The 21,459-nt window shown below is 33.9% G+C and carries 20 protein-coding genes; 8 read left to right on the top strand and 12 right to left on the bottom strand.

The genetic code is table 11. The annotated features are described in order from the left end of the window. Positions 1–168: 168 nt before the first annotated feature. From ACFFLS_RS03245 to ACFFLS_RS03220, 6 genes are all read right to left on the bottom strand, one after another. Positions 169–1,803, bottom strand: a complete 1,635-nt coding sequence (locus tag ACFFLS_RS03245; RefSeq protein ID WP_379683237.1) for an ABC-F family ATP-binding cassette domain-containing protein — start codon at positions 1,801–1,803, stop codon at positions 169–171. Between the two features lie 274 nt (positions 1,804–2,077). Beyond that, positions 2,078–3,253, bottom strand: a complete 1,176-nt coding sequence (locus ACFFLS_RS03240) for a GlmU family protein (protein WP_379683238.1) — start codon at positions 3,251–3,253, stop codon at positions 2,078–2,080. A gap of 132 nt (positions 3,254–3,385) precedes the next feature. Continuing rightward, positions 3,386–3,907, bottom strand: a complete 522-nt coding sequence (locus tag ACFFLS_RS03235; RefSeq protein WP_379683239.1) for a Cif family virulence factor — start codon at positions 3,905–3,907, stop codon at positions 3,386–3,388. Positions 3,908–3,913: 6 nt separating this feature from the next. Next, positions 3,914–4,321: a tautomerase family protein gene (locus ACFFLS_RS03230; protein WP_379683240.1), complete on the bottom strand. Its 408-nt coding sequence runs from the start codon at positions 4,319–4,321 to the stop codon at positions 3,914–3,916. Between the two features lie 47 nt (positions 4,322–4,368). Further along, positions 4,369–4,944, bottom strand: a complete 576-nt coding sequence (locus tag ACFFLS_RS03225) for a Crp/Fnr family transcriptional regulator (protein WP_379683241.1) — start codon at positions 4,942–4,944, stop codon at positions 4,369–4,371. A gap of 141 nt (positions 4,945–5,085) precedes the next feature. After that, positions 5,086–5,340 carry a type B 50S ribosomal protein L31 gene (locus ACFFLS_RS03220; protein ID WP_011921626.1) on the bottom strand — a complete coding sequence of 85 codons (255 nt, stop codon included), beginning with the start codon at positions 5,338–5,340 and terminating at the stop codon, positions 5,086–5,088. Positions 5,341–5,590: 250 nt separating this feature from the next. Between ACFFLS_RS03220 and ACFFLS_RS03215 the strand changes: the two genes are divergently transcribed. The 5 genes from ACFFLS_RS03215 (at position 5,591) to ACFFLS_RS03195 (ending at position 11,872) form a co-directional block, all read left to right on the top strand. After that, positions 5,591–6,121 carry a DUF4199 domain-containing protein gene (locus tag ACFFLS_RS03215; protein ID WP_379683242.1) on the top strand — a complete coding sequence of 177 codons (531 nt, stop codon included), beginning with the start codon at positions 5,591–5,593 and terminating at the stop codon, positions 6,119–6,121. Positions 6,122–6,129: 8 nt separating this feature from the next. Next, positions 6,130–7,086: a glycosyltransferase family 2 protein gene (locus ACFFLS_RS03210; protein WP_379683243.1), complete on the top strand. Its 957-nt coding sequence runs from the start codon at positions 6,130–6,132 to the stop codon at positions 7,084–7,086. 148 nt (positions 7,087–7,234) lie between these two features. Further along, positions 7,235–8,962 (top strand): phospho-sugar mutase, encoded by a 1,728-nt coding sequence (locus tag ACFFLS_RS03205; protein ID WP_379683244.1) that lies wholly within the window; start codon positions 7,235–7,237, stop codon positions 8,960–8,962. Positions 8,963–9,215: 253 nt separating this feature from the next. Next, positions 9,216–11,045, top strand: coding sequence for an ABC transporter ATP-binding protein (locus tag ACFFLS_RS03200; protein ID WP_379683245.1), 1,830 nt, complete (start codon positions 9,216–9,218; stop codon positions 11,043–11,045). Positions 11,046–11,170: 125 nt separating this feature from the next. Beyond that, a complete protein-coding gene (locus tag ACFFLS_RS03195) occupies positions 11,171–11,872 on the top strand; it encodes a DUF2971 domain-containing protein (RefSeq protein WP_379683246.1) in 702 nt (233 codons plus the stop codon). 179 nt (positions 11,873–12,051) lie between these two features. Here ACFFLS_RS03195 and ACFFLS_RS03190 read toward each other — a convergent pair whose 3' ends face one another. From ACFFLS_RS03190 to ACFFLS_RS03165, 6 genes are read right to left on the bottom strand one after another with little or no spacing between them, the layout of a single operon-like run. Continuing rightward, a complete protein-coding gene (locus ACFFLS_RS03190; protein WP_379683247.1) occupies positions 12,052–12,771 on the bottom strand; it encodes a CREC-EF hand family protein in 720 nt (239 codons plus the stop codon). A gap of 31 nt (positions 12,772–12,802) precedes the next feature. After that, complete coding sequence (locus ACFFLS_RS03185) at positions 12,803–13,438, bottom strand: hypothetical protein (RefSeq protein WP_379683248.1); 636 nt, start codon at positions 13,436–13,438, stop codon at positions 12,803–12,805. Position 13,439: 1 nt separating this feature from the next. After that, positions 13,440–14,069 (bottom strand): hypothetical protein, encoded by a 630-nt coding sequence (locus ACFFLS_RS03180; protein ID WP_379683249.1) that lies wholly within the window; start codon positions 14,067–14,069, stop codon positions 13,440–13,442. Beyond that, a complete protein-coding gene (locus ACFFLS_RS03175) occupies positions 14,066–14,731 on the bottom strand; it encodes a hypothetical protein (protein WP_379689159.1) in 666 nt (221 codons plus the stop codon). The genes ACFFLS_RS03180 and ACFFLS_RS03175 overlap by 4 nt, the downstream gene beginning before the upstream one ends. Further along, a complete protein-coding gene (locus tag ACFFLS_RS03170; RefSeq protein ID WP_379683251.1) occupies positions 14,728–17,193 on the bottom strand; it encodes a TonB-dependent receptor in 2,466 nt (821 codons plus the stop codon). The genes ACFFLS_RS03175 and ACFFLS_RS03170 overlap by 4 nt, the downstream gene beginning before the upstream one ends. 13 nt (positions 17,194–17,206) lie before the next feature. Then, positions 17,207–18,889: a M23 family metallopeptidase gene (locus ACFFLS_RS03165; protein WP_379683252.1), complete on the bottom strand. Its 1,683-nt coding sequence runs from the start codon at positions 18,887–18,889 to the stop codon at positions 17,207–17,209. A 179-nt stretch (positions 18,890–19,068) separates the two neighbouring features. Between ACFFLS_RS03165 and ACFFLS_RS03160 the strand changes: the two genes are divergently transcribed. The 3 genes from ACFFLS_RS03160 to rny all read left to right on the top strand — a co-directional run bounded on the left by ACFFLS_RS03160 (position 19,069) and on the right by rny (position 21,425). Beyond that, the gene (locus ACFFLS_RS03160) at positions 19,069–19,359 is read left to right on the top strand and encodes a coiled-coil domain-containing protein (protein WP_379683253.1); all 291 of its coding nucleotides are present in this window, start codon (positions 19,069–19,071) and stop codon (positions 19,357–19,359) included. Between the two features lie 4 nt (positions 19,360–19,363). Beyond that, complete coding sequence (locus ACFFLS_RS03155; RefSeq protein WP_379683254.1) at positions 19,364–19,657, top strand: cell division protein ZapA; 294 nt, start codon at positions 19,364–19,366, stop codon at positions 19,655–19,657. 208 nt (positions 19,658–19,865) lie between these two features. After that, positions 19,866–21,425 carry a ribonuclease Y gene (gene rny, locus ACFFLS_RS03150; RefSeq protein WP_379683255.1) on the top strand — a complete coding sequence of 520 codons (1,560 nt, stop codon included), beginning with the start codon at positions 19,866–19,868 and terminating at the stop codon, positions 21,423–21,425. The last annotated feature ends 34 nt before the right edge of the window (positions 21,426–21,459 follow it).

Raw genomic sequence — 21,459 nt, 5'->3', positions numbered from 1 at the left:
AATAAAAAATTAAATTTTTACTACTGATGCAAATCAGCCTAAGTTTTTAGAGAAACATAACTCATTAATACACAAGCTAAAATAACAAAAATAATGATGCAATGTAAAAAATAACGCACAAAAAAAGCGCAGGAACATACTGCGCTTCATAAACTATATTACTATTTCTTACTTTTCGATTTCTCTCATAGAATCCATTTTCTTGTGAGCAAGGAAACCTGCAACATCTTCAAAATGCTCTTTTACACGTTTATTTCCAAACTCAAACACTTTAGTTGCTAATCCGTCAAGGAAATCACGATCGTGTGAAACAAGAATCAAAGTTCCGTCAAAATCTCTCAAAGCATCTTTAATGATATCTTTAGTTTTCATATCCAAGTGATTCGAAGGCTCATCCAGAATCAATAAATTTACCGGCTCCAACAATAATTTGATCATTGCCAAACGTGTTTTTTCTCCTCCAGAAAGCACTTTTACCTTTTTGGTAATATCATCTCCCTGAAACATGAAGGCGCCTAAAATATTTTTAATCTGCGTTCTGATGTCTCCAACCGCAATACCGTCTATTGTCTCAAATATGGTTGCATTTTCGTCTAATAAAGCAGCTTGATTTTGAGCAAAATACCCAATTTGAGCATTGTGTCCGATTTCAACACTTCCTGAATCAACGCCGATTTCTTTCATGATCGCTTTGATCATAGTCGATTTTCCTTCTCCATTTTTTCCGACAAAAGCCACTTTCTGTCCTCTCTCGATTACAATGTTTGCATCTTTAAAAACCACATGATCCCCATAAGATTTAGACATTTCTTTTACAATAACAGGATATTGACCAGAACGTGCCGCTGGCGGGAATTTCAGACGTAAAGCAGAAGTATCTACTTCATCTACCTGAACAATTTCTAGTTTCTCCAACATTTTTACACGAGACTGAACCGCATCTGTTTTAGAGAAAGTTCCTTTAAAACGATCAATAAAAGCACGATTCTCGGCAATCATTTTCTGCTGTTCATCATAAGCTTTCTGCTGATGAATACGACGATCTTTTCTTAATTCTAGGTAATGAGAATATTTAGCTTTATAATCATAAATTCTTCCCATTGTAACTTCGATAGTACGATTGGTGATATTATCTACAAACGCTCTGTCGTGCGAGATTACCACAACCGCTTTTGCCTGATTTAGAAGAAAATCTTCCAACCATTGAATACTTTCGATATCCATGTGGTTGGTTGGCTCATCAAGCAGAATTAAATCTGGTTTTTGCAAAAGGATTTTGGCCAATTCGATACGCATTCTCCATCCACCTGAAAACTCAGAAGTCTGACGTGTAAAATCTTCACGCTCAAAACCAAGACCAACCAAGATTTTCTCAACTTCTGCTTCATAATTCACCTCTTCAATAGCATAAAATTTCTCGCTTAAGTCCGAAACTCTTTCAATCAATTTCATGTATTCGTTACTTTCATAATCAGTACGAACGGTCAATTGTTCGTTGATTTCATCAATTTCAGCTTTCATTTTAAAAACCTCACTAAAAGCTTTTGATGCTTCTTCCATTACAGTCGCTCCGTCTTGAGTCAGCAAATGCTGAGGCAGATATGCAATAACCGCTTCTTTTGGAGCTGAAATATTTCCTGTTGAAGGTTTATTAGCTCCTGCAATAATTTTTAAAAGTGTCGATTTTCCTGCACCATTCTTACCCATAAGGGCAATTTTATCATTCTCGTTTATCGCGAAAGAAACATCGCTGAAAAGTGTAGTTCCTCCAAACTGAACCGAAATATCGTTAACTGTAATCATTTAGATTTTAGATTTTTAAAATGCATTGTTTTTTGAAGCTGCAAAGATAGTCTAATTAGATAATTAGTCAATTAGAAAATGTGACAATTTGATAATTAGATAATTTGCCAATTAGATGATTCTTTAATTATATAATTAAAGAAAAATTAGCCCGTAAAAAACAAACCCGACAGGTTTTATAAACCTATCGGGTTGCATAAATTATCGCATAGGAAAAATTGGCACATTGCCTAATTGACACATTTTCTAATTTTCAAATTGACAAATTATCTAATTAATCTTTTCTCCATTTTTTCGTTTCTTCAAAAACGTGTTCTAAGATTGCTTGTTCTGTTTCATCAAATTCTATATTTCTCCTTGACAAAACCAAACGCGCAGTTTCAAAAGCTTTTTTGGTTACGTAAGTGGTAAAACCTGCTGCGCCGCCCCAAGAAAAACTTGGAACAAAATTACGCGGAAAACCAGAACCGAAAATATTCGAGCTCACTCCTACAACTGTTCCGGTATTAAACATGGTATTAATACCGCATTTGCTATGATCCCCCATCATTAAGCCGCAAAATTGAAGCCCGGTTTTAGCAAATCCTTCTGTTTCGTAGCTCCATAACTTAACTTCTTCGTAATTATTTTTCAGATTCGAATTATTAGAATCAGCGCCGATATTGCACCATTCACCTAAAACAGAATCACCTAAAAACCCTTCGTGGCCTTTATTCGAATTAGCAAAAAGAACTGAGTTCTTAACCTCCCCTCCTATCCTAGAGCCAGGTCCGACAGTTGTTGCTCCATACACCTTTGCCGACATTTTCACCATTGCATTTTCGCATAAAGCGAATGGCCCTCGAATTACGGTTCCTTCCATAATTTCGGCATTCTTACCGATATATATTGGTCCTGTCGAAGCGTTTAAAGTTACAAACTCTAATTTTGCTCCTTCTTCTATAAAAATATTTTCTGGCGCTATTACGTTTACGCTTTTCGGAATTGGCTGCGATTTTCTGTCTGCTGTCAAATAATCAAAATCGGCACGTATAGCAGCATCATTTTTAGAAAAAATATCCCAAGTATGTTCGATTGTAAGGCATTCTCCTTCATAAGAAAGAATTTCATAAGAATCAAAATCGACTTCTTCCTGATTTTCACCAGCAAAAAAAGCAATTACATCTTCTCCTTTAAAAATAGCCTGGTTTTCCTTTAATTCAGAAATCATCTCTACAAGTGTATCATTTGGCAGATACGCCGCGTTGATCATCACATTTTCTTCCATTTCTACCATCGGATATTTTTCAGACAGATATTCTTCGGTTATAGTTGTGATGGTAGACCCCAGCCGCATTTCCCATTTTTGGCGAATAGTCTTAATTCCGACTAAAATATCTGCCACCGGCCTTGTAAAAGTAAATGGCAATAAAGCATTCCGAACGGGACCGTCGAAAAGAATGTAGTTCATAAATAATTGAGTGTTTGTTAAAATTTGATTTGGTTACCTGAGTTCAAAGTTACAAATATTTTATTTGCAGCTTTTACATGATTACAATAATGACTAATAATCGTACATTTTATTAACAAACAAAAATCGGAGCTAATTGCTGTTTTTTTCTACATGCGGTTTAAAGTATTTAACTAATTCCAAAGAATAAATCACACTTGTAATCTTCCATTTGCCCTCTTTTTTAATAAGGTTTAAATATTTAGAGCCCCAGTTTGTCATTTTATGATCTGCCCAAAAACTGTAGTTCATCGTAACAGAAGCCACCGTTCCGTCTTCGATAATCTTAATCGAATCAAATTTGTCTTCGGTTTCTTTATACCGAAACAAACCTCTTAAAAACTTTTTGTATGAACCAGAAAAGTAATTATTATTTGAAGCTTTCTCTCCTTTTGCCTCTACTTCTTTTGCCTGAGTTCTATCTTTATAAGCAGCGCACCAAGTTACATCATCATCATTAAACAAACTGTAAAATGAAATTGAATCCCGTTCTATTACACTTTTAGAATACAAATTAATAATATTCTGTATCTCTGCCTTATTATCTTTTTTTTGCTGTCCGTAAAACTGTACAGCAAAAAATAGCAAAACCAATATCATTTTCACTTTTCCCATTTCCATTTAGGCTTTTGAAATTTTATTATTAATGATTTTGTACTCTATCGTTAGGCCTTCATAACCATAAGCATCGGCCTTCATTTCTTCGATTGCTGTGTAACTTACTGGATGAAGATTCCCCAATATAGAAGCAAGTGAAAGATGAAGCCTTTCTATAAACTTTGCTTTATCATCTTTAAGATTGGTTGAGTCTGAAATTTTAATAGTAAGAAAGAAACTGTTCTGATTTAATTCTGCCAAAGATTGCGAATTCACAAACCAGAGATAATTGGGTATAAAAGAGACGGTTACCACTGTGATTTCAGATTTTTTATTCAAAACTTCTTTAGTAAGAATACTAATAGTTTTTACTAATTCTTGTGCTAAAGCGGGATTTTCTTCACCGCTTACTTTTAGATGAATTGCTGGCATACTTCAAATTTTTAGATTGAAGCACAAAATTCAGCCTAAATAATTTTTTATTTATTGATGTATGTTAAGAGTTTTATTCTACTTAAGGATTCTGGTTTTATTCCGAGATAAGAAGCAATATGATATTGAGAAACCTCCTGCTCTATTCCGGGATAAGTTTGATATAATGTTTGAAGTCTTTCCTTTGCTGAATTTTTCAAAAACGAAGTTTCTCTCCTACATTTTCTAATAAAAAATAAATCCGAAATATATTTTGCCAGTTTTAAAAACGCAAAATCTTCTTCAATTAATTTATCAAACTGGGAAAGCGTTATATAATGAATTTCGGCATCAGCCAAAGCTTCGATATTACAATTGGTTGGATTTTGAGTCAGATAACTTGTGTAAGCACTTACAAAACTGTGTTTCAGATAAAAATCATTATTAAATTCGGCGTCTTCATTCTGCACGTAGGAACGGAGTTTTCCAGAAACGACAATTCCAATAAAATTACATACAGAACCTTCCTTAATCAGAAATTCTTTTTTCTTCAGAACTTTAATTTGAATGTTATCCCTGAATTTTTCAAAATGATGCATCTCCAAACCCAATTCCTCAATAAAAATTTTTCTAAGAAACTCCATTGCAGTTTTGTTTAGTTCTGTCAAAGATAAAAAAGATATCCATAAAATGCTTTTGTTCATTCCTTTGAAAAAAACGGCACAATGACACATAAAAAAAGCCTCCCAGAAATTGGAAGGCTTTTGTATGATTTAAAACAGCTATTATTTTTTAGCGTGTTTTGCATATTTAGTTTTGAATTTATCAATACGTCCTGCAGTATCGATAAGTTTAGATTTACCAGTATAAAAAGGGTGAGATGTTCTAGAAATCTCCATTTTTACAACTGGATACTCAACTCCGTCAACTTCAATTGTTTCTTTTGTATCTGCAGTAGATTTAGTGATAAAAACGTCATCATTAGACATGTCTTTAAATGCAACTAATCTGTAATTTTCTGGGTGAATTCCTTTTTTCATCTTTTCTTTATATTTATTGTTTGGAGTATTTTTATTTTGAAGCTTTTTCATGATTAGAAAAAGGTGTAAACAAATGATACTCTTTTTGTTTAAAAATTTTTAATTATTTTTGAGTGTGCAAATTTACAATTCTTTTTTAATAAACAAATCTTTAGCTCACTTTTTTTTAGATAAATTCGAAATGCATTTTATATCTGTATAAAGTCGGAATTGCTATATTTGTGGATTAATTTTAAAACATATAGAAAATATGATTAATGAAGTTATAAAAAAGAATGGTATCAATTATGGTGTAATCATCGGAATTGCATCTGCATTAATAACTGCAACAATCTATGCAGTAGACCTTAGCTTATTTACCGCGTGGTGGATGGGACTTTTAGGAATAGCGATAAGCATTACAATTTCTATTATCTTAATGTCTAAAACAAAAAAGGAATTAAAGGGCATTTTCCCTTTTAAAGAAGCTTTTACTACCTATTTTATAGCTGCTGTAATTGGTATTTTAATCTCCACAACTTTTAACATTATCTTATTTAACGTTATCGATCCGGGAGCAAAAGAAACAGTAAACGAATTGATGATCAAATATACTGTCGGAATGTTGCAGAAATTTGGAACTCCGGCATCTGCAATCAATGAGACTATTGCAAAAATGAAAGCCAACAGTCCGTATTCTACAATTGAATTGATTAAAGGTTCTGTATTTGCAATTGTTTTCAGCGCTATTTTCGGATTAATTTTCGCAGCATTTTTTAAGAGCAAAACTACTCAAGAATAAAAACATAAATGAATTTATCTATACTTATACCGCTTCTAAACGAGGAGGAATCACTTCAAGAACTCTATACATGGATTATCAAAGTGATGCAGTCTCACAATTATTCTTATGAAATCATTTTTGTAGATGATGGAAGTACAGATAATTCTTGGACAATTATTGAAGGTTTTTCAAATGAGAATCCGAATGTAAAAGGCATTCGTTTCATGAAAAATTTTGGAAAATCACAAGCCCTTCACGCCGGTTTTGCCAAAGCAAAAGGCGACGTTATTATAACTATGGATGCCGATCTACAAGACAGTCCCGACGAAATTCCGGAATTGTACGAAATGATTACGGCTCAAAAATACGATCTGGTTTCGGGTTGGAAAAAGAAACGTTACGATTCTGTCGTAGCTAAAAACCTGCCATCAAAATTATTCAATTGGGCTGCCAGAAAAACTTCGGGTGTTGAATTAAATGATTTTAACTGTGGCTTAAAAGCCTACAAAAATGTTGTTGTAAAAAACATTGAAGTTTCGGGCGAAATGCATCGTTACATCCCGGTTCTGGCAAAAAATGCAGGATTTGGAAAAATTGGCGAAAAAGTGGTGATTCACCAAGCCAGAAAATACGGTGAAACTAAATTTGGAATGGAGCGTTTTATAAACGGATTTCTTGATTTAATTACCATTTGGTTTTTATCCCGTTTCGGAAAAAGACCAATGCACTTATTTGGCGCCATGGGATCTATTATGTTTATCATCGGATTTTTATCTGCCGGATATATCGGGGTTTCAAAATTATACCATTTGTACAACGGAATGAAATACACTCTTGTAACAAACAATCCGTGGTTTTATATTGCTCTTACAACAATGATCCTAGGAACACAATTATTCTTAGCTGGTTTTTTAGGTGAAATTATTTTAAGAACAAAACACAACGAAGAACGCTATAAAATAGCCCGAGAAGTTAATTTCTAATTGAAACTCCTTGACCCAACAAGGAAAACACACAAGAACTAAGCATCCTGATTAATTTTTTCAGGATGCTGATTTTTCTTCTGAAAAAATTATACCTTTAAATTAAAGATCTAAACCAAACATTTACATTTAAAAAAAGACATTTAAAATGAATATTGCTCCTAACATATTAGACACTGTAAACGAATGGCTTACACCAACATTTGACCAGGAAACACAAACAGCAGTTAAGGAATTAATGACAACCTCGCCAAAAGAACTAGAAGAGAGTTTTTACAAAAACCTTGAATTTGGTACGGGCGGTATGCGAGGCGTAATGGGAATTGGAAACAATAGAATCAATAAATATACACTGGGTAAAAACACTCAGGGATTGTCTGATTATTTGCATAAAGTTTTCCCAAACGAACCTTTGAAAGTTGTTATTGCTTACGATTGCCGTCATAACAGCAACACTTTAGCAAAAGTAGTTGCTGATGTTTTTTCAGCAAATGGAATTCAGGTTTATTTATTTTCTGATTTAAGGCCAACTCCCGAATTATCTTTTGCACTAAAATATTTAAAATGTCAGTGCGGAATTGTTTTAACCGCTTCTCATAACCCACCTGAATACAACGGTTACAAAGTTTACTGGCAAGATGGCGGACAAATTGTCCCTCCACAAGACAAAGAAATCGTTAATGTGATTGAAAGTCTAAGTTACGACAAAATCAAATTCAATGCAGACGAAAACTTAATTCAATATATTGATACCGAAATTGACAAAGCTTTTGTAAAATCATCTATCGAAAACGCAAGTTTTAATACTCCGGCCGAAGCCAAAGACAATCTGCATATTGTTTTTACTTCATTGCACGGAACTTCTATAAAATCTATTCCAGACGTTTTATCTCAAGCGGGCTACAAAAATGTACATATTGTACCTGAACAAGCTATTCCAGACGGAGATTTCCCAACTGTAAAATCTCCAAACCCAGAAGAACCAGAAGCTCTAACAATGGCTTTGGCTTTGGCAGACAAAACAAATTCTGATATCGTTGTGGGAACAGACCCTGACTGCGATCGTTTGGGCGTAGCTGTTAGAAACAACGACGGAAAAATGATTTTGCTTAACGGAAACCAGACAATGGTTTTGATGACTTCTTTCTTATTGAAACAATGGAAAAAAGCAGGCAAACTTAACGGAAAACAATTCGTAGGATCAACAATCGTTTCAACTCCTATGATGATGGAACTAGCATCTAGTTATGGTGTTGAATGCAAAGTTGGATTAACCGGATTCAAGTGGATTGCAAAAATGATTGTAGACTTTCCAGAACTTCAATTTATTGGAGGAGGAGAAGAAAGTTTTGGTTTTATGGTAGGCGATGCAGTACGCGATAAAGATGCTGTTGCTGCTACCCTATTAATCTGCGAATTTGCCGCTCAGGCGAAAGCCGCAGGAAGTTCTGTTTACAAAGAACTTCTGCAATTGTATGTAGAAAATGGTTTTTACAAAGAGTATTTGGTTTCTTTAACAAAAAAAGGAATGGAAGGCTTGGCAGAAATCAATCAGATGATGATTAATCTTCGTGAAAATCCGCTTAAAGAAATCAATGGCGAAAGAGTAATTATGGTTGAAGACTATCAATCGTCTGTTGCTTTGAATTTATTAACTGGCGAAGAATCAACAATGGACATTCCTAAATCGAATGTTTTGATTTACTATACTGCTGATGGTTCTAAAATCTGTGCAAGACCAAGTGGAACTGAGCCAAAAATCAAATTCTATATCAGCGTAAATGCTGAAATTGAATCTGTTTTGGATTTTGAGGAAGCAGAAAGTTTCTTAGATCAAAAAATACAGAATATCATTGCCGATATGCAACTGAATTAAGAAAAAAAAAAGCGAAAAATACCTAAAAATAAACACATTACGATTGTGCACAAAAGACGAGCACAATGAACAAAGTCAATATTTTAAACTCTGATTTGTATTTTACTAATCCAAATCAGAGTTTTTTTTTATAAAAAAAAGCAAAAAGAAATTGAAAACACCTCAATTGGATTAATTTTGTGCGGTGAAAAACTACATAACTAAATACTCAAAAGAGTCATTGCAATAAAAGAAATCAATATCAAAAAAATAAATGAGTAATTTCAAAAAAATAGTTCCTTTTATATATCCATATAAAAAATACGCATTCTTAAACATCTTTTTTAACGTATTGTATGCGCTTTTTAGCACACTTTCGTTTATGGCATTGATTCCAATGCTTCAGGTTTTATTTGGCAAAAGCAAGAAACTTACCACCATGCCAGCTTATGAAGGAATTACCCATATAAAAGAATACGGCGAAAACTACCTTAACTATTACATTACAAAAAACAACGACCCAAACAATCCAGGTTTTATACTTTCTGTAATGGTCGGAATAATCATTTCGATTTTCTTATTAAAAAATTTAGCAGACTATCTTGCTATGTTTTTCATCAACTTTTTAAGAAATGGGGTTTTAAGAGATATGCGAAATGCATTATACAAAAAAACACTAGAACTGCCTTTGGCCTTTTATTCTGAGAAAAGAAAAGGAGACGTTATTTCAAGAATTGCAGGCGATGTAAACGAGGTACAAACTTCATTTTTAGCCATTCTCGAACTCATTGTAAAAGAACCTTTGACGATTGTATTTACGATAATAGCAATGTTAATCATTAGCGCTAAGCTTACATTATTCGTATTTATCTTTATTCCGGTTTCGGGATACATCATTTCTTTAATTGGAAAACAGCTTAAAAAACAATCTTCAAAAGCACAAGAAGAACAAGGTACCTTCCTTTCTACTATTGAAGAGACTATAGGCGGACTAAAAGTGGTAAAAGGCTATAATGCTGAGAATTATTTCAATAATGTTTTCAGAAACTCTACAGAACGCTTTTTCAATTTATCTAACAGCATCGGTAATCGCCAGAATCTAGCCTCACCTGCTAGTGAATTTATGGGAATTACGGTTATTGCGATATTACTTTGGTACGGAGGCCAAATGGTTTTAATTGACCAAACTCTAGAAGGCGCTTCGTTTATTGCTTACATGGGATTAGCATATAACATCCTGACTCCTGCAAAAGCAATTTCTAAAGCCTCTTACGGCGTAAAAAGAGGAAATGCGGCAGCAGAAAGGGTTCTTGAAATTTTAGATCAGGAAAACACTATTACCGACAAAGAAAAAGCTTTAGACAAAACTTCATTTGATAATAAAATAGACATTCAAAACATCAACTTTAGGTATGAAGAAACAGATGTTTTAAAAGATTTTTCTCTTCAAATCAAAAAAGGACAGACTGTTGCGCTTGTTGGACAATCAGGAAGCGGAAAAAGTACGATTGCCAATTTATTGACGCGTTTTTATGATGTTAATGAAGGAATAATTGCAATGGACGGCATCAATATTAAAGATATGACATTGCATTCACTACGTGGCTTGATGGGATTGGTAACACAAGACAGTATTTTATTTAATGACACTATAAGAGCCAATATTGCATTAGGAAAATTAGATGCAACTGATGAAGAAATCCTTGAAGCTTTAAAAATCGCCAATGCTTACGAATTCGTAAAAGACCTTCCGCAAGGAATTTACACCAACATCGGCGACAGCGGAAACAAACTTTCTGGCGGACAGCAACAACGTTTGTCTATTGCTAGAGCGGTACTTAAAAACCCACCAATCATGATTTTAGATGAAGCAACTTCTAATCTGGATACCGAAAGTGAAAAATTTGTTCAGGTTGCTTTAGAAAACATGATGCAAAACAGAACATCAATTGTAATCGCGCACCGTTTATCAACAATACAAAAAGCTGATGTAATTGTAGTAATGCAAAAAGGACGCATCGTAGAACAGGGAACTCACGAAGAACTTATTGCACACAACGGCATGTACAACAAACTGGTTACAATGCAGTCTTTTGAATCTTAAGACAAAACAACATTCATAAAAAAACACAGATTAAGGAATGATTAAAACTAATTTTAACCTCTTTAATCTGTGTTTATTTTTTTAACTTTAGGCAAACAACAACTGAAAATCATTAATGCCTTAAAATGTATCTTCACAATACGAATATAAAGCTTCCTGACAATCCGGACACAATCGTTTGGAAATACTTAGATTTATCTAAATTCTTGGATTTACTGCTTTCGAAGAAACTTTTCATGTCACGATCAGACAAATTTGAAGATCAGTACGAAGGCACTTTCAGCGAACCGACTTACGAAGAGATTAAAAAACTTGCGATTGACAATCCCGACTTTTTACAATATTACAAAACACAACGCGAACAGGTTGCCGTAAGCAGCTGGCATATTAATGAATATGAATCGTATGCAATGTGGCAGATTTTTACTCAAAACAGCGAAGGAATAGCGATTCAGTCTACAATCAGCAGACTTCAGAAAGCTGTAAAGCCAGAAAATAATTTTGACCAATATATAGGCGAAGTCAATTATATCGATTACAAAAAGGAATATATTCCGTTTGACGATTTATTTTTCCCATTTTTATTCAAGCGAAAAAGCTTTCAGTATGAACGCGAAGTCCGCATTCTAACTGACACTTCAAAAAGCAATATAAAACTAAATGACGGAATAAAAATCAACGTTGACATAAATCAGTTGATTGAGAAAATATATATTCATCCAAAATCTGAAAACTGGTATAAAAAACTAGTCATAGAATTAGTTGAACGACTCGGATTTGATTTTGAAATCGAGAAATCAGATTTAGAAAGTGATATATTGATTTAAGACACTAAGGTTCTGAGTTACTGAGATTCTAAGTTTTTTTTTAGCCACAGCTTAAAGAATTAATAGGATTTCTATATGCTTTAAAAAATAAAACCTGCTAATAGATAACTTAGCAGGTTTTGTTTTTTTTCTCAAAAGTTAAAAAACTTAGTATCTCAGAATCTTAACATCTTAGCAACTTAAATAGGCTTATAACCTTTAACCTCCCATTTTTTAGAAGTCAGATCTATATAATTATAATGCAGTACGTCATTTTTATCAAATTGACCATTTTGATTGGTATCTTCAATAGTTCTGAAATACAAACGGTTTTTAGATTCAATTAAATTCCAATCTACCAATTCTTCTAAATCAGCAGAAACTTTGGTAAAATTTTCACCGCTAATATCACTTAAATACAACGTTTTTATATCGCTTGTATCAATTTTACCATCTTTATTTGTATCAGAATCTGTTAAGGTATAAACCATAACTTTGTTCTGGGTTTTGTCTGCCACTGTTTTTAAATAAGTAGCTGTAAGGATCAAAATTGGCTTGTCTGACAAAGGACGGATAGAATCTGAATCGACTTGCTGGAATTTCAAATTCTGTAGATAACCCGTTATTTCGTATTCACCCAAATTAGAGATTGTAAAACTTACATCGTTTACACTCGAAGAGCCGTAACGTGCTTTTGAGCCTCTTTCAAAAACTCTTAAATCTCCAACTGGATGAATCAAATAATTGGTTCCTTCCATTTGAATTGGCAAATCAGCAATTTCAATTTGAGTTGTATCGGTTTTGGCAACACTTACTTTATTTGACGCACCGTAACTTACTTTTGGTTTTTGAACTTCTTCACGACAGCCTATTGCTGTTGTAATAATGGCTAAGGCTATATATTTAAAATACTTTTTCATCTACACTGATTCTATTCGATTATCAAATATACTATTTTTGATTGTATTTTTGGTTTTTATTGAATTTTACTAAAGCGAAGAGATTCAGAAGCACCAAACCTAAATAGCCCGCAAACAGAATCCAATTCTTTTTAAACAAAGCGATATTGCGTTCTAATTGCGCTTTTCTTTCTTCTTCCAGAAAATATTCTTTATTCGATTCTCCGTAACCGCATGTCCATATCATTTTTGGGGTGTAGGTTTTTTTTATCTTTCTTTTCCCCAAAATATACATATCATCATCATAGTAAATATAACTTTCTCCTCCTTCTTCGATTACTGCATTTAGTGTCTCGATATAAGTATCATAATCCATTTTTGGACCGAAATGCACTTTAGCTCCATTAATCGTATCATAATTTTTCATCAATCCACGAACATAAAAACGAAACTCTTTTAATTGATTCAGTTGTTGCCATTTTTCGTTATTAAAACTGAACTCTTTATATTTTCGCAATTGCCTAACCTCTTCTTTCGTAATCGATTTTTCATCTGGCAATGAAAAACTAATAAGACTGTAAACCTTAAAAGCATCAACTTTATAAAAATGATAAAAACAAAAAATCGGAATCAAAACCAAAGAGATCATTCCGGGAACGTAAAAAATCTTTTTCCTTTTTTGAGCCATATTATCCTTTCTTCAATTTGAATAACGCAAAAATATTCAAAAGCACCAAACCAAAATAAGCTACAAACAAAACCCATTGTTGCTTAAGAAACTGAACTTGAAAAACCTGAAGCCTTTCTTTTCTTTCCTCTTCTCTCATTCGAATTGTGTTTTGTTCTGAATATTTTGAGGTGCCACAGACAAAACGACGATCTGAAGACTTCGGTTTCGGATTTCCCATTGCATATATATCATTAGAAAACAATCCCCAAATAGGCACATTTTCTTCCTCAATAATATTTAACACACTTATAAAGACATCATAATCTGTTTTGGCGCCAAAACAGATTTTTGCTCCATTACTTATATCGTATTCTTTTACTAAACCACGAACAAAAAATCTTAATTCTTTTAATTCCTGCAACCCGTTAGATTTCTTTTTATTGAAATCAAAAACTCTATACTTTCTTAAATCTTCTATTTTATACTTTTGAAAATCTTCTTGATTGGAAATCGTAAATTCTAAAGCACTATAAACCTTAAAAGCTTCTATTTTATAAAAATGATAAAGACAAAAAATCGGAATCAAAACCAAAGAGATCATTCCAGGAACGTAAAAAACCCTTCTTCTTTTTGCTTTCTCTTTTATCATAAATATTGCTGTCTATTTAATTTCACTAAAACAAAAACATTAAGAAAGACAAGACCAAGATATCCTAACGAAATCAATTTCCATTTTTCTTTAAAAAAAGTAATTTTAAATTGATAGGCTTCTTCTTCTTTTTTATGTTTGGTCTCAAAATAAGCTTGTCTTGCCATTAATTCTCCTGTCATGCAATTCATCATGGGAGCAACTAAAGTATCACTTTTAACTTTCTTTAGTGTATTCAGGGAGCCAAAAATATAAACATCATTTTCATTTATTGCCCAAGCGGGAGCTTCCTCTTCAGCCAGAAGATCTATCGTTTTAATAAAAACATCGTAATGCGTTCCAGAACCATAGTGTAGCTTTATTCCGTTAATGGTGTCTTTTTTATTCATTAAATTTCGGAGATACAACTTTACATTGTTTAGCTGTTCTTTTGCTGTAAATTCATTTTCATTAAAATTAAAAGTCTTATACTTTCTTAAAGAAGCTATTTTGTACTTAATGAAATAATCTTCCTCATAAGGCAAATGCAAGTCAAGACCTCCATAAACCTTAAAAGCATCAACTTTATAAAAATGATAAAAACAAAACAAGGGAATCAGAACGAGAGAAATCATTCCGGGAACGTAAAAAATCTTTTTCCTTTTTTGTCGTTTTTCAATCATAACCTCGCATTAAACTTAATGTTAAAAACTCTTGAAGTCATATAATTCGGAATTGCGTACTGATTTTTAGAATACACATCGCGCACCCAAGTATTCGTAATAGCATTTTGATTATTGAAAACATTAAAAATCTCCACACCAAGCGACAATTCTCTAAATTTTCTCAACCAACCTGTTTTTTCAGATTTCGTATTTTCGTCAACAAATACCTTAGCAAAACCAATATCCGCACGGCGATAATCCTTAAGACGGTTTTGATACAAATACGGATCAGAATAAGCTGGCGAACCACCCGGAAGACCTGTATTATAAACCAGATTCAAATACACTTTCACACTTGGAATATTTGGCATATAATCCTGAAACAACATCGCAAATTTTAAACGCTGATCTGTTGGTCTCGCAATGTAGCCTTTGTTTTCGTAATTTTCTTCTGTTTTTAAATATCCAAAACTCACCCATGATTCTGTTCCTGGAACAAATTCTCCGTTGAGTCTAAAATCTAAACCTTGCGCGTAGGCTTTCGCATTATTGTTTGCCGCATATCGAATCCTTACATTATCAATTGAATAAACATTGACATCAGAAAGCGATTTATAATAGATTTCAGTTACCCACTTAAACGAGCGGTTCCACATCTTAAAATTATAATCATTCCCCAAGACGATATTTACAGACTGTTGCGCTTTTACATTCGGATTGACTTCTCCCTCCAAATCTCGAAGTTCTCGATAAAACGGAGGCTGATAATACAATCCGGCCGAAAGCCTAAAAATCATATCTTTATCCCAATCAGGTTTTATAGAAAACTGACCGCGCGGACTAACAACCGCCTGAGTTTTTCCTTTTTCTGAAGTTCCAGCTACATTCCACGCCTGAAAACGAGCGCCCAAAGTGTACCAAACCTGACTTGAGCCAATCAACGTTTGTTTGTTCCATTGTGCATAACCCGAAAAGCGGTTTATTGTATTAAAATTGATTGCTCTTATATTTTGATAAGGTGCCAGCGGACCAGTGTACGGCTGATAAGGCTCATTATTCTTAGAAAGAATAACAATTGGCGGATTTATAGAAAATCCAGCAGAATCTATTACCTCCCACTCTGCAACTCGATCACGAATAGATTCGCGCGTGTATTTTAGTCCAAACTCCAGCTGGCTTTCTTTCCAATCTTTAAAACCCTTAAATTCGATATTTGCGATTAGAGCATCCAAATCATTTCTGGCGTGATTCAGTTGCGAACCGATTCCACGAGTAAACTCAACATCTTCGATTGCTGTTCCTTGGTCGGCATTTGCATTTCCAAGACGGTATTGGGCCAAAATATCAAAATGTTCTTTTTCTGTAGTATGAAATAATGATCCGATTAGTTTTACATTAAAGCTCGGAGAAACTTTATAAGTGGTTTTTAAAGCGCCAAAATAAGTATCGTATTGGTCTTTTTCCTGCCCTTCATAATAAATTCCCAAAACCATTGGTTGCTCTGCTGTTCCGAATCTCGTTTCGCGCGTAAGAGGCTGATACAAATATTTATTCTGTGAAATATTTCCAAGAAAACTCAACTGCCATTTTTCAGAAACATCATAATTAATATTCGTTTGAATATCGGCAAAAGTCGGGGTATAATTGGTCTGTGTATCTTGGCTATTCACCAAAAGACTGTTGTTCCTGTAACGAACTCCGGTAACGGCTGACCATTTTTTGTTTTTGGAAACCAAATCGACAGAAGCGCTTCCGCCGAGAAAACTTGCTTCAAAAGAAGCTCCAAAACGAACCGGTTTTCTGTAGGTAATATCTAAAACAGATGATAATTTATCGCCGTATTTTGCCTGAAAACCACCCGCAGAAAAATCTACATTTTGCACCAAATCGGTATTGGTAAAACTTAAACCTTCTTGCTGTCCTGAACGAATTAAAAACGGACGATAAACTTCGACTTCATTAACATAAACCAGATTTTCGTCGTAATTACCACCACGAACCATATACTGTGTGCTTAATTCGTTATTTGAATTTACACCGGGAAGCGTCTTTAAGATATTTTCAATTCCGGCATTGGCGCCTGGAACTTTTTTTATGGCATTTTCATCAATTGTTGTAATTCCTTGAACTCGTTTTTTATTTTTAGAAGAAACAAAAACCTCTCCCATCTGCTCCTGCGAATTATTCATTACAGGATTAAAAATAAAAACCTCTCCCGGTTTCAAATTGACTGTAAGACTCATCATTTTTAACGATACGTGTGTAAAAATCAGCGAAATCTTTTTATTTGAAGGAATTTCAATTTCAAAATAACCATTTACATCAGACTGAATCGTTATTCCCGAAGAAGAAACATTCACATTTGCAACAGCATGTTTTTCTTCATCTAAAATCACGCCTTTTACATAAGCCTTTTGAGCAGACAAAACGCAGCTAAAACATAAAAACAGAAAAGCGGATATTATTTTACTGGAATTCAACTATTTGGGGTTTTTATTTTTTTTGACTTCTAAAAAATCGAGTTTCAAAGATAGCAGTATTTCCTACATTATCAACAACTTCTATTTTTAAAACGTTTTCACCCTCGTTTAATAGAGCGTCATCAAAAACATGCGTAATCCTTCTGGCTTTGTTTTCATATTCAAACAAAACCCAGTTTCCGTTAATAAAACCGTTATATGATTTGATTCCTGACAAAGAGTCTCCAATAGTAAGGTCAATTTTCTTTTGATCGCTGATCCATTTCCCTTCAATTGGTTTTGCGATTTTTATAACTGGCGAAATCGTGTCTAGCACCAAACCGTAAGTGCCCAATATTTTTGATTTTGCGGTAAAAACATCACCTTTTCTAATGGTTCCGTAAAAACTGGTGCCTTTCGCGATATAAACTTTTTCCCTTAAAGATTCTGGATACAGCGTGTCCTTTATCGTAATCGTAAAATTGGAATGAACAGGAACGGTATCATCATGAATATAAATTTTTCTATTTTTGACATCAAAATTTAAATTAAAATCATCGTAAAAAGTGCCGGCAGGAAAAAATACCGACATATTGTCTTTTTCAAAATTATAATCCTTATTCGCTTTTATAAAATATTTTGAATTTATAGGCACTGCCTCAACAATCGGAGTTGAGCCATCAAACTCAATCGGAATTGTGATGGAATTCTGGTTTCCAAAATAATCAGAAACTTCAATTTGGTAAGATGCAGCCAGATTAGGTTCTGCTTTTATAATACCTCGAAGCGAATCTGTTTTGATAATGCTTAATGCAAAAGGAGTTTTCATGAAAAGTTTCTGCACACGCTGTCCTGTTTTTTTGTAACGCTGATAATCAATTAGTGCGTTGATGTAGCGCATTTCGTCGAACGAATATGTATTGAACTGATAGTTATAATTCTGCGTACCGTTTAAAAAAGTCGAAACATTAAAAACCCCATTTTTATTGTAAGACACATCATCGGTGTCGACAGCATTGATTCCAAAACCAATTTTTCCGTTTGTTTTTACTTTTCCGGCCAAAAATGTTCCATCTTTTTGAAGCGTCATATTTATAAGCAAAGGCTGTTTTGATTGATTGACTGTAGCATTATCAAGCGGATAAACATACAAACCTGAAATCGTTGGTTTTTTGGTATCCTTGATGTTCTGATCAAAACCAAAAAACAAAGGATTGATTACAAACTCGGTTTTAGTATCGCGAAATTCAAAATGCAGATGCGGACCTTCAGACGAACCTGTATTTCCCGAAAGTGCAATCAGCTGTCCTTTGGTAACAGGTAATTCGTTGGGTTTAGGAAACACTTCGATTTCGTAGGCTTTTGCTTTGTAATGTTCTTTTGTAACATATTCCTGAACAGCGCCGACTGTAGTCTGCAAATGTCCATAAACAGAAGTAAACCCGTTAGGATGTGTGATGTAAATACATTTTCCGTTTCCGAAAGTAGAAATTTTGATTCTTGAGATGTAGCCATCAGCAACAGCATATACATTAAGACCTTCGCGTTGATTGGTTTTTAGATCAAAACCTGCATGAAAATGATTGGGTCTAAGTTCTCCAAAATTACCTGAAAGTTGCATGGGAATATCAAGTGGAGCTCGAAAATAATCTTTAGGATATTGCGTCTGAGCAAAAATAAAATTAGAAAACAAAAGGGCAAGTACAGGAATTCTCATAAGCAACATTTTTGCTAAGATAAAAAAATAACAGGCCAAAACCGAAGATAAATCAATAAAAATACAATTAATTGAATTTCATTAGTTTGGTTATTTTTAATGTAAAAAAATCGATAAATAATTGCATTAATAAAAAGGAATACTAACTTTGTAGGATTAAGTAATGAATAGGATTTATAATGAGTGTAATTGCCGAAATAATTGATGCTCTTGAATATAAAGTCGAAAAGCTTTTTGAAAAATCAAAAGGTTTGGAGAAAAACAATGAGGTATTACAATTAGAATTAGCCAAAGCCGTGCAAATTATCCAGAAACAATCTGAAGAAATGGAGGCTTTGAAAAAGCAATATGAGACACTTAAGATAGCCAATTCGTTGCTCGGCAGCGACAATAACAAGAGAGAGACAAAGCTTAAAATAAATTCATTAATTCGCGAAATAGATTACTGTATAGCACAATTATCTGATTAGAAACATGGACGGAAAGCTTAGAATTAAAATATCAATTGCGGACCGCGTTTACCCACTAACGGTTGAACCTACTCAGGAAGAAGGACTTAGAAGTGCTTCTAAAAAAATTGATGCGATGATCAAGCAGTTTGAAGAAAACTATGCCGTACGTGACAAACAAGATGTACTGGCTATGTGCGCTCTGCAGTTTGCATCGCAGACAGAACAAAAACAGATTGATTACGCAATCGATGGCGAAGAAACTATTGAAAGAATTAAGAGACTAAATACGCTTTTAGATCAATATCTCGAAAAATAACGTTCTTTACAGAAACTAAGATACTGCCTACATTAGTTCACAATTGGTAAACTCAACACTAACAATTTAGAATGAGCGAATCATCGCTACTATAGTATGCCCTGCTCTGGCTGGGAAACTTGAACAGTGAGTTAGCTCAAAACTTGTCTTTACGAGTTTATTCAAGCAATTAATGTAGGCTTTTTTTATATATAAACCCTAAATAAACATGGACATCATAACAATCATTATTGGTATTGTAGGTATTGCGGCAGGTTTTGCAATAGCTAAAATTATCGAGAAAAGCAATATTTCGAACCTAATCAAAAACGCTAAAAAAGAAGCCGCTTCTATTTTAAAAGACGCTAATTTAGAAGCAGAAAACATTAAAAAAGACAAAATTCTTCAAGCTAAAGAGCGTTTTATAGAATTAAAATCAGAGCACGAACAAGTTATTTTAGCACGAGATAAAAAAGTAGCTGAAGTAGAAAAACGCGTTCGTGATAAAGAATCTCAAGTTTCAAATGAACTTTCTAAGGCTAAAAAAGTCAATGACGATTTTGAAGCTAAAACAGCTGAATACAATAACAAAATTGAAGTTTTAGACAAAAAACAAGCTGAAGTTGACAAATTACATAAAAGTCAATTGCAACAACTTGAAGTAATCTCTGGACTTTCTGCAGAAGAAGCAAAAGAACAATTGGTTGAAGGTTTAAAAGCTGAAGCCAAAAGCAAAGCCATGTCACATATTCAAGACACAATTGAAGAAGCTAAACTTACTGCACAACAGGAAGCTAAAAAAATCATTATCAATACAATTCAACGTGTTGGAACTGAAGAAGCGGTTGAAAACTGCGTATCTGTATTCAACATTGAATCTGACGATGTAAAAGGCCGTATCATTGGTCGTGAAGGACGTAACATTAGAGCGCTTGAAGCTGCAACCGGAGTTGAAATTATTGTTGATGACACGCCGGAAGCAATTATCCTTTCTTGTTTTGACCCTGTGCGTAGAGAAATCGCTCGTTTATCATTGCACAAATTAGTAACTGACGGACGTATTCACCCTGCAAGAATCGAGGAAGTTGTTGCCAAAACGGCTAAACAAATCGACGATGAAATTATTGAAGTTGGAAAACGTACGGTAATTGACTTAGGAATTCATGGTTTACACCCAGAGTTAATTAAAGTTGTCGGTAGAATGAAATACCGTTCTTCTTACGGACAAAACCTACTACAGCACTCTAGAGAAGTTTCTAAACTTTGCGGTATTATGGCTGCTGAATTAGGACTAAATGTAAAACTGGCAAAAAGAGCAGGTTTGCTTCACGATATCGGAAAAGTGCCGGATACTGAAAGTGATTTACCACACGCATTATTGGGTATGCAGTGGGCTGAAAAATATGGCGAAAAAGACGAAGTTTGCAACGCTATTGGGGCACACCATGATGAGATTGAAATGAAATCATTACTTTCTCCAATTGTTCAGGTTTGTGATGCTATTTCAGGAGCAAGACCTGGAGCAAGACGCCAGGTTTTAGATTCATACATCCAGCGTTTGAAAGACCTTGAAGATGTTGCTTACGGATTCAGCGGTGTAAAAAATGCTTATGCAATTCAAGCCGGTAGAGAGCTTCGTGTAATTGTAGAAAGCGAGAAAGTTTCTGATGACAATGCAGCTAACTTATCATTTGAAATTTCACAAAAAATCCAAACAGAAATGACTTATCCTGGTCAAGTAAAAGTTACAGTTATTAGAGAAACTAGAGCAGTTAATATTGCTAAGTAATCTCAGATAAATAAAAAAACAAAGGCTGCCAATT

It is taken from the genome of Flavobacterium procerum (genome assembly GCF_042431625.1).
Classification (GTDB): Bacteria; Bacteroidota; Bacteroidia; order Flavobacteriales; family Flavobacteriaceae; genus Flavobacterium; species Flavobacterium procerum.
Note: the sequence above shows the minus strand (reverse complement) of the source record. Positions and strands in the feature narration are given on the sequence as shown.

What these genes read in the sequence shown, in the direction of transcription:
- ACFFLS_RS03245 (WP_379683237.1), bottom strand. Translation starts at nt 1,803, where the DNA reads ATGATTACAGTTAACGATATTTCGGTTCAGTTTGGAGGAACTACACTT.
- ACFFLS_RS03240 (WP_379683238.1), bottom strand. Translation starts at nt 3,253, where the DNA reads ATGAACTACATTCTTTTCGACGGTCCCGTTCGGAATGCTTTATTGCCA.
- ACFFLS_RS03235 (WP_379683239.1), bottom strand. Translation starts at nt 3,907, where the DNA reads ATGGGAAAAGTGAAAATGATATTGGTTTTGCTATTTTTTGCTGTACAG.
- ACFFLS_RS03230 (WP_379683240.1), bottom strand. Translation starts at nt 4,321, where the DNA reads ATGCCAGCAATTCATCTAAAAGTAAGCGGTGAAGAAAATCCCGCTTTA.
- ACFFLS_RS03225 (WP_379683241.1), bottom strand. Translation starts at nt 4,944, where the DNA reads ATGGAGTTTCTTAGAAAAATTTTTATTGAGGAATTGGGTTTGGAGATG.
- ACFFLS_RS03220 (WP_011921626.1), bottom strand. Translation starts at nt 5,340, where the DNA reads ATGAAAAAAGGAATTCACCCAGAAAATTACAGATTAGTTGCATTTAAA.
- ACFFLS_RS03215 (WP_379683242.1), top strand. Translation starts at nt 5,591, where the DNA reads ATGATTAATGAAGTTATAAAAAAGAATGGTATCAATTATGGTGTAATC.
- ACFFLS_RS03210 (WP_379683243.1), top strand. Translation starts at nt 6,130, where the DNA reads ATGAATTTATCTATACTTATACCGCTTCTAAACGAGGAGGAATCACTT.
- ACFFLS_RS03205 (WP_379683244.1), top strand. Translation starts at nt 7,235, where the DNA reads ATGAATATTGCTCCTAACATATTAGACACTGTAAACGAATGGCTTACA.
- ACFFLS_RS03200 (WP_379683245.1), top strand. Translation starts at nt 9,216, where the DNA reads ATGAGTAATTTCAAAAAAATAGTTCCTTTTATATATCCATATAAAAAA.
- ACFFLS_RS03195 (WP_379683246.1), top strand. Translation starts at nt 11,171, where the DNA reads ATGTATCTTCACAATACGAATATAAAGCTTCCTGACAATCCGGACACA.
- ACFFLS_RS03190 (WP_379683247.1), bottom strand. Translation starts at nt 12,771, where the DNA reads ATGAAAAAGTATTTTAAATATATAGCCTTAGCCATTATTACAACAGCA.
- ACFFLS_RS03185 (WP_379683248.1), bottom strand. Translation starts at nt 13,438, where the DNA reads ATGGCTCAAAAAAGGAAAAAGATTTTTTACGTTCCCGGAATGATCTCT.
- ACFFLS_RS03180 (WP_379683249.1), bottom strand. Translation starts at nt 14,069, where the DNA reads ATGATAAAAGAGAAAGCAAAAAGAAGAAGGGTTTTTTACGTTCCTGGA.
- ACFFLS_RS03175 (WP_379689159.1), bottom strand. Translation starts at nt 14,731, where the DNA reads ATGATTGAAAAACGACAAAAAAGGAAAAAGATTTTTTACGTTCCCGGA.
- ACFFLS_RS03165 (WP_379683252.1), bottom strand. Translation starts at nt 18,889, where the DNA reads ATGAGAATTCCTGTACTTGCCCTTTTGTTTTCTAATTTTATTTTTGCT.
- ACFFLS_RS03160 (WP_379683253.1), top strand. Translation starts at nt 19,069, where the DNA reads ATGAGTGTAATTGCCGAAATAATTGATGCTCTTGAATATAAAGTCGAA.
- ACFFLS_RS03155 (WP_379683254.1), top strand. Translation starts at nt 19,364, where the DNA reads ATGGACGGAAAGCTTAGAATTAAAATATCAATTGCGGACCGCGTTTAC.
- rny (WP_379683255.1), top strand. Translation starts at nt 19,866, where the DNA reads ATGGACATCATAACAATCATTATTGGTATTGTAGGTATTGCGGCAGGT.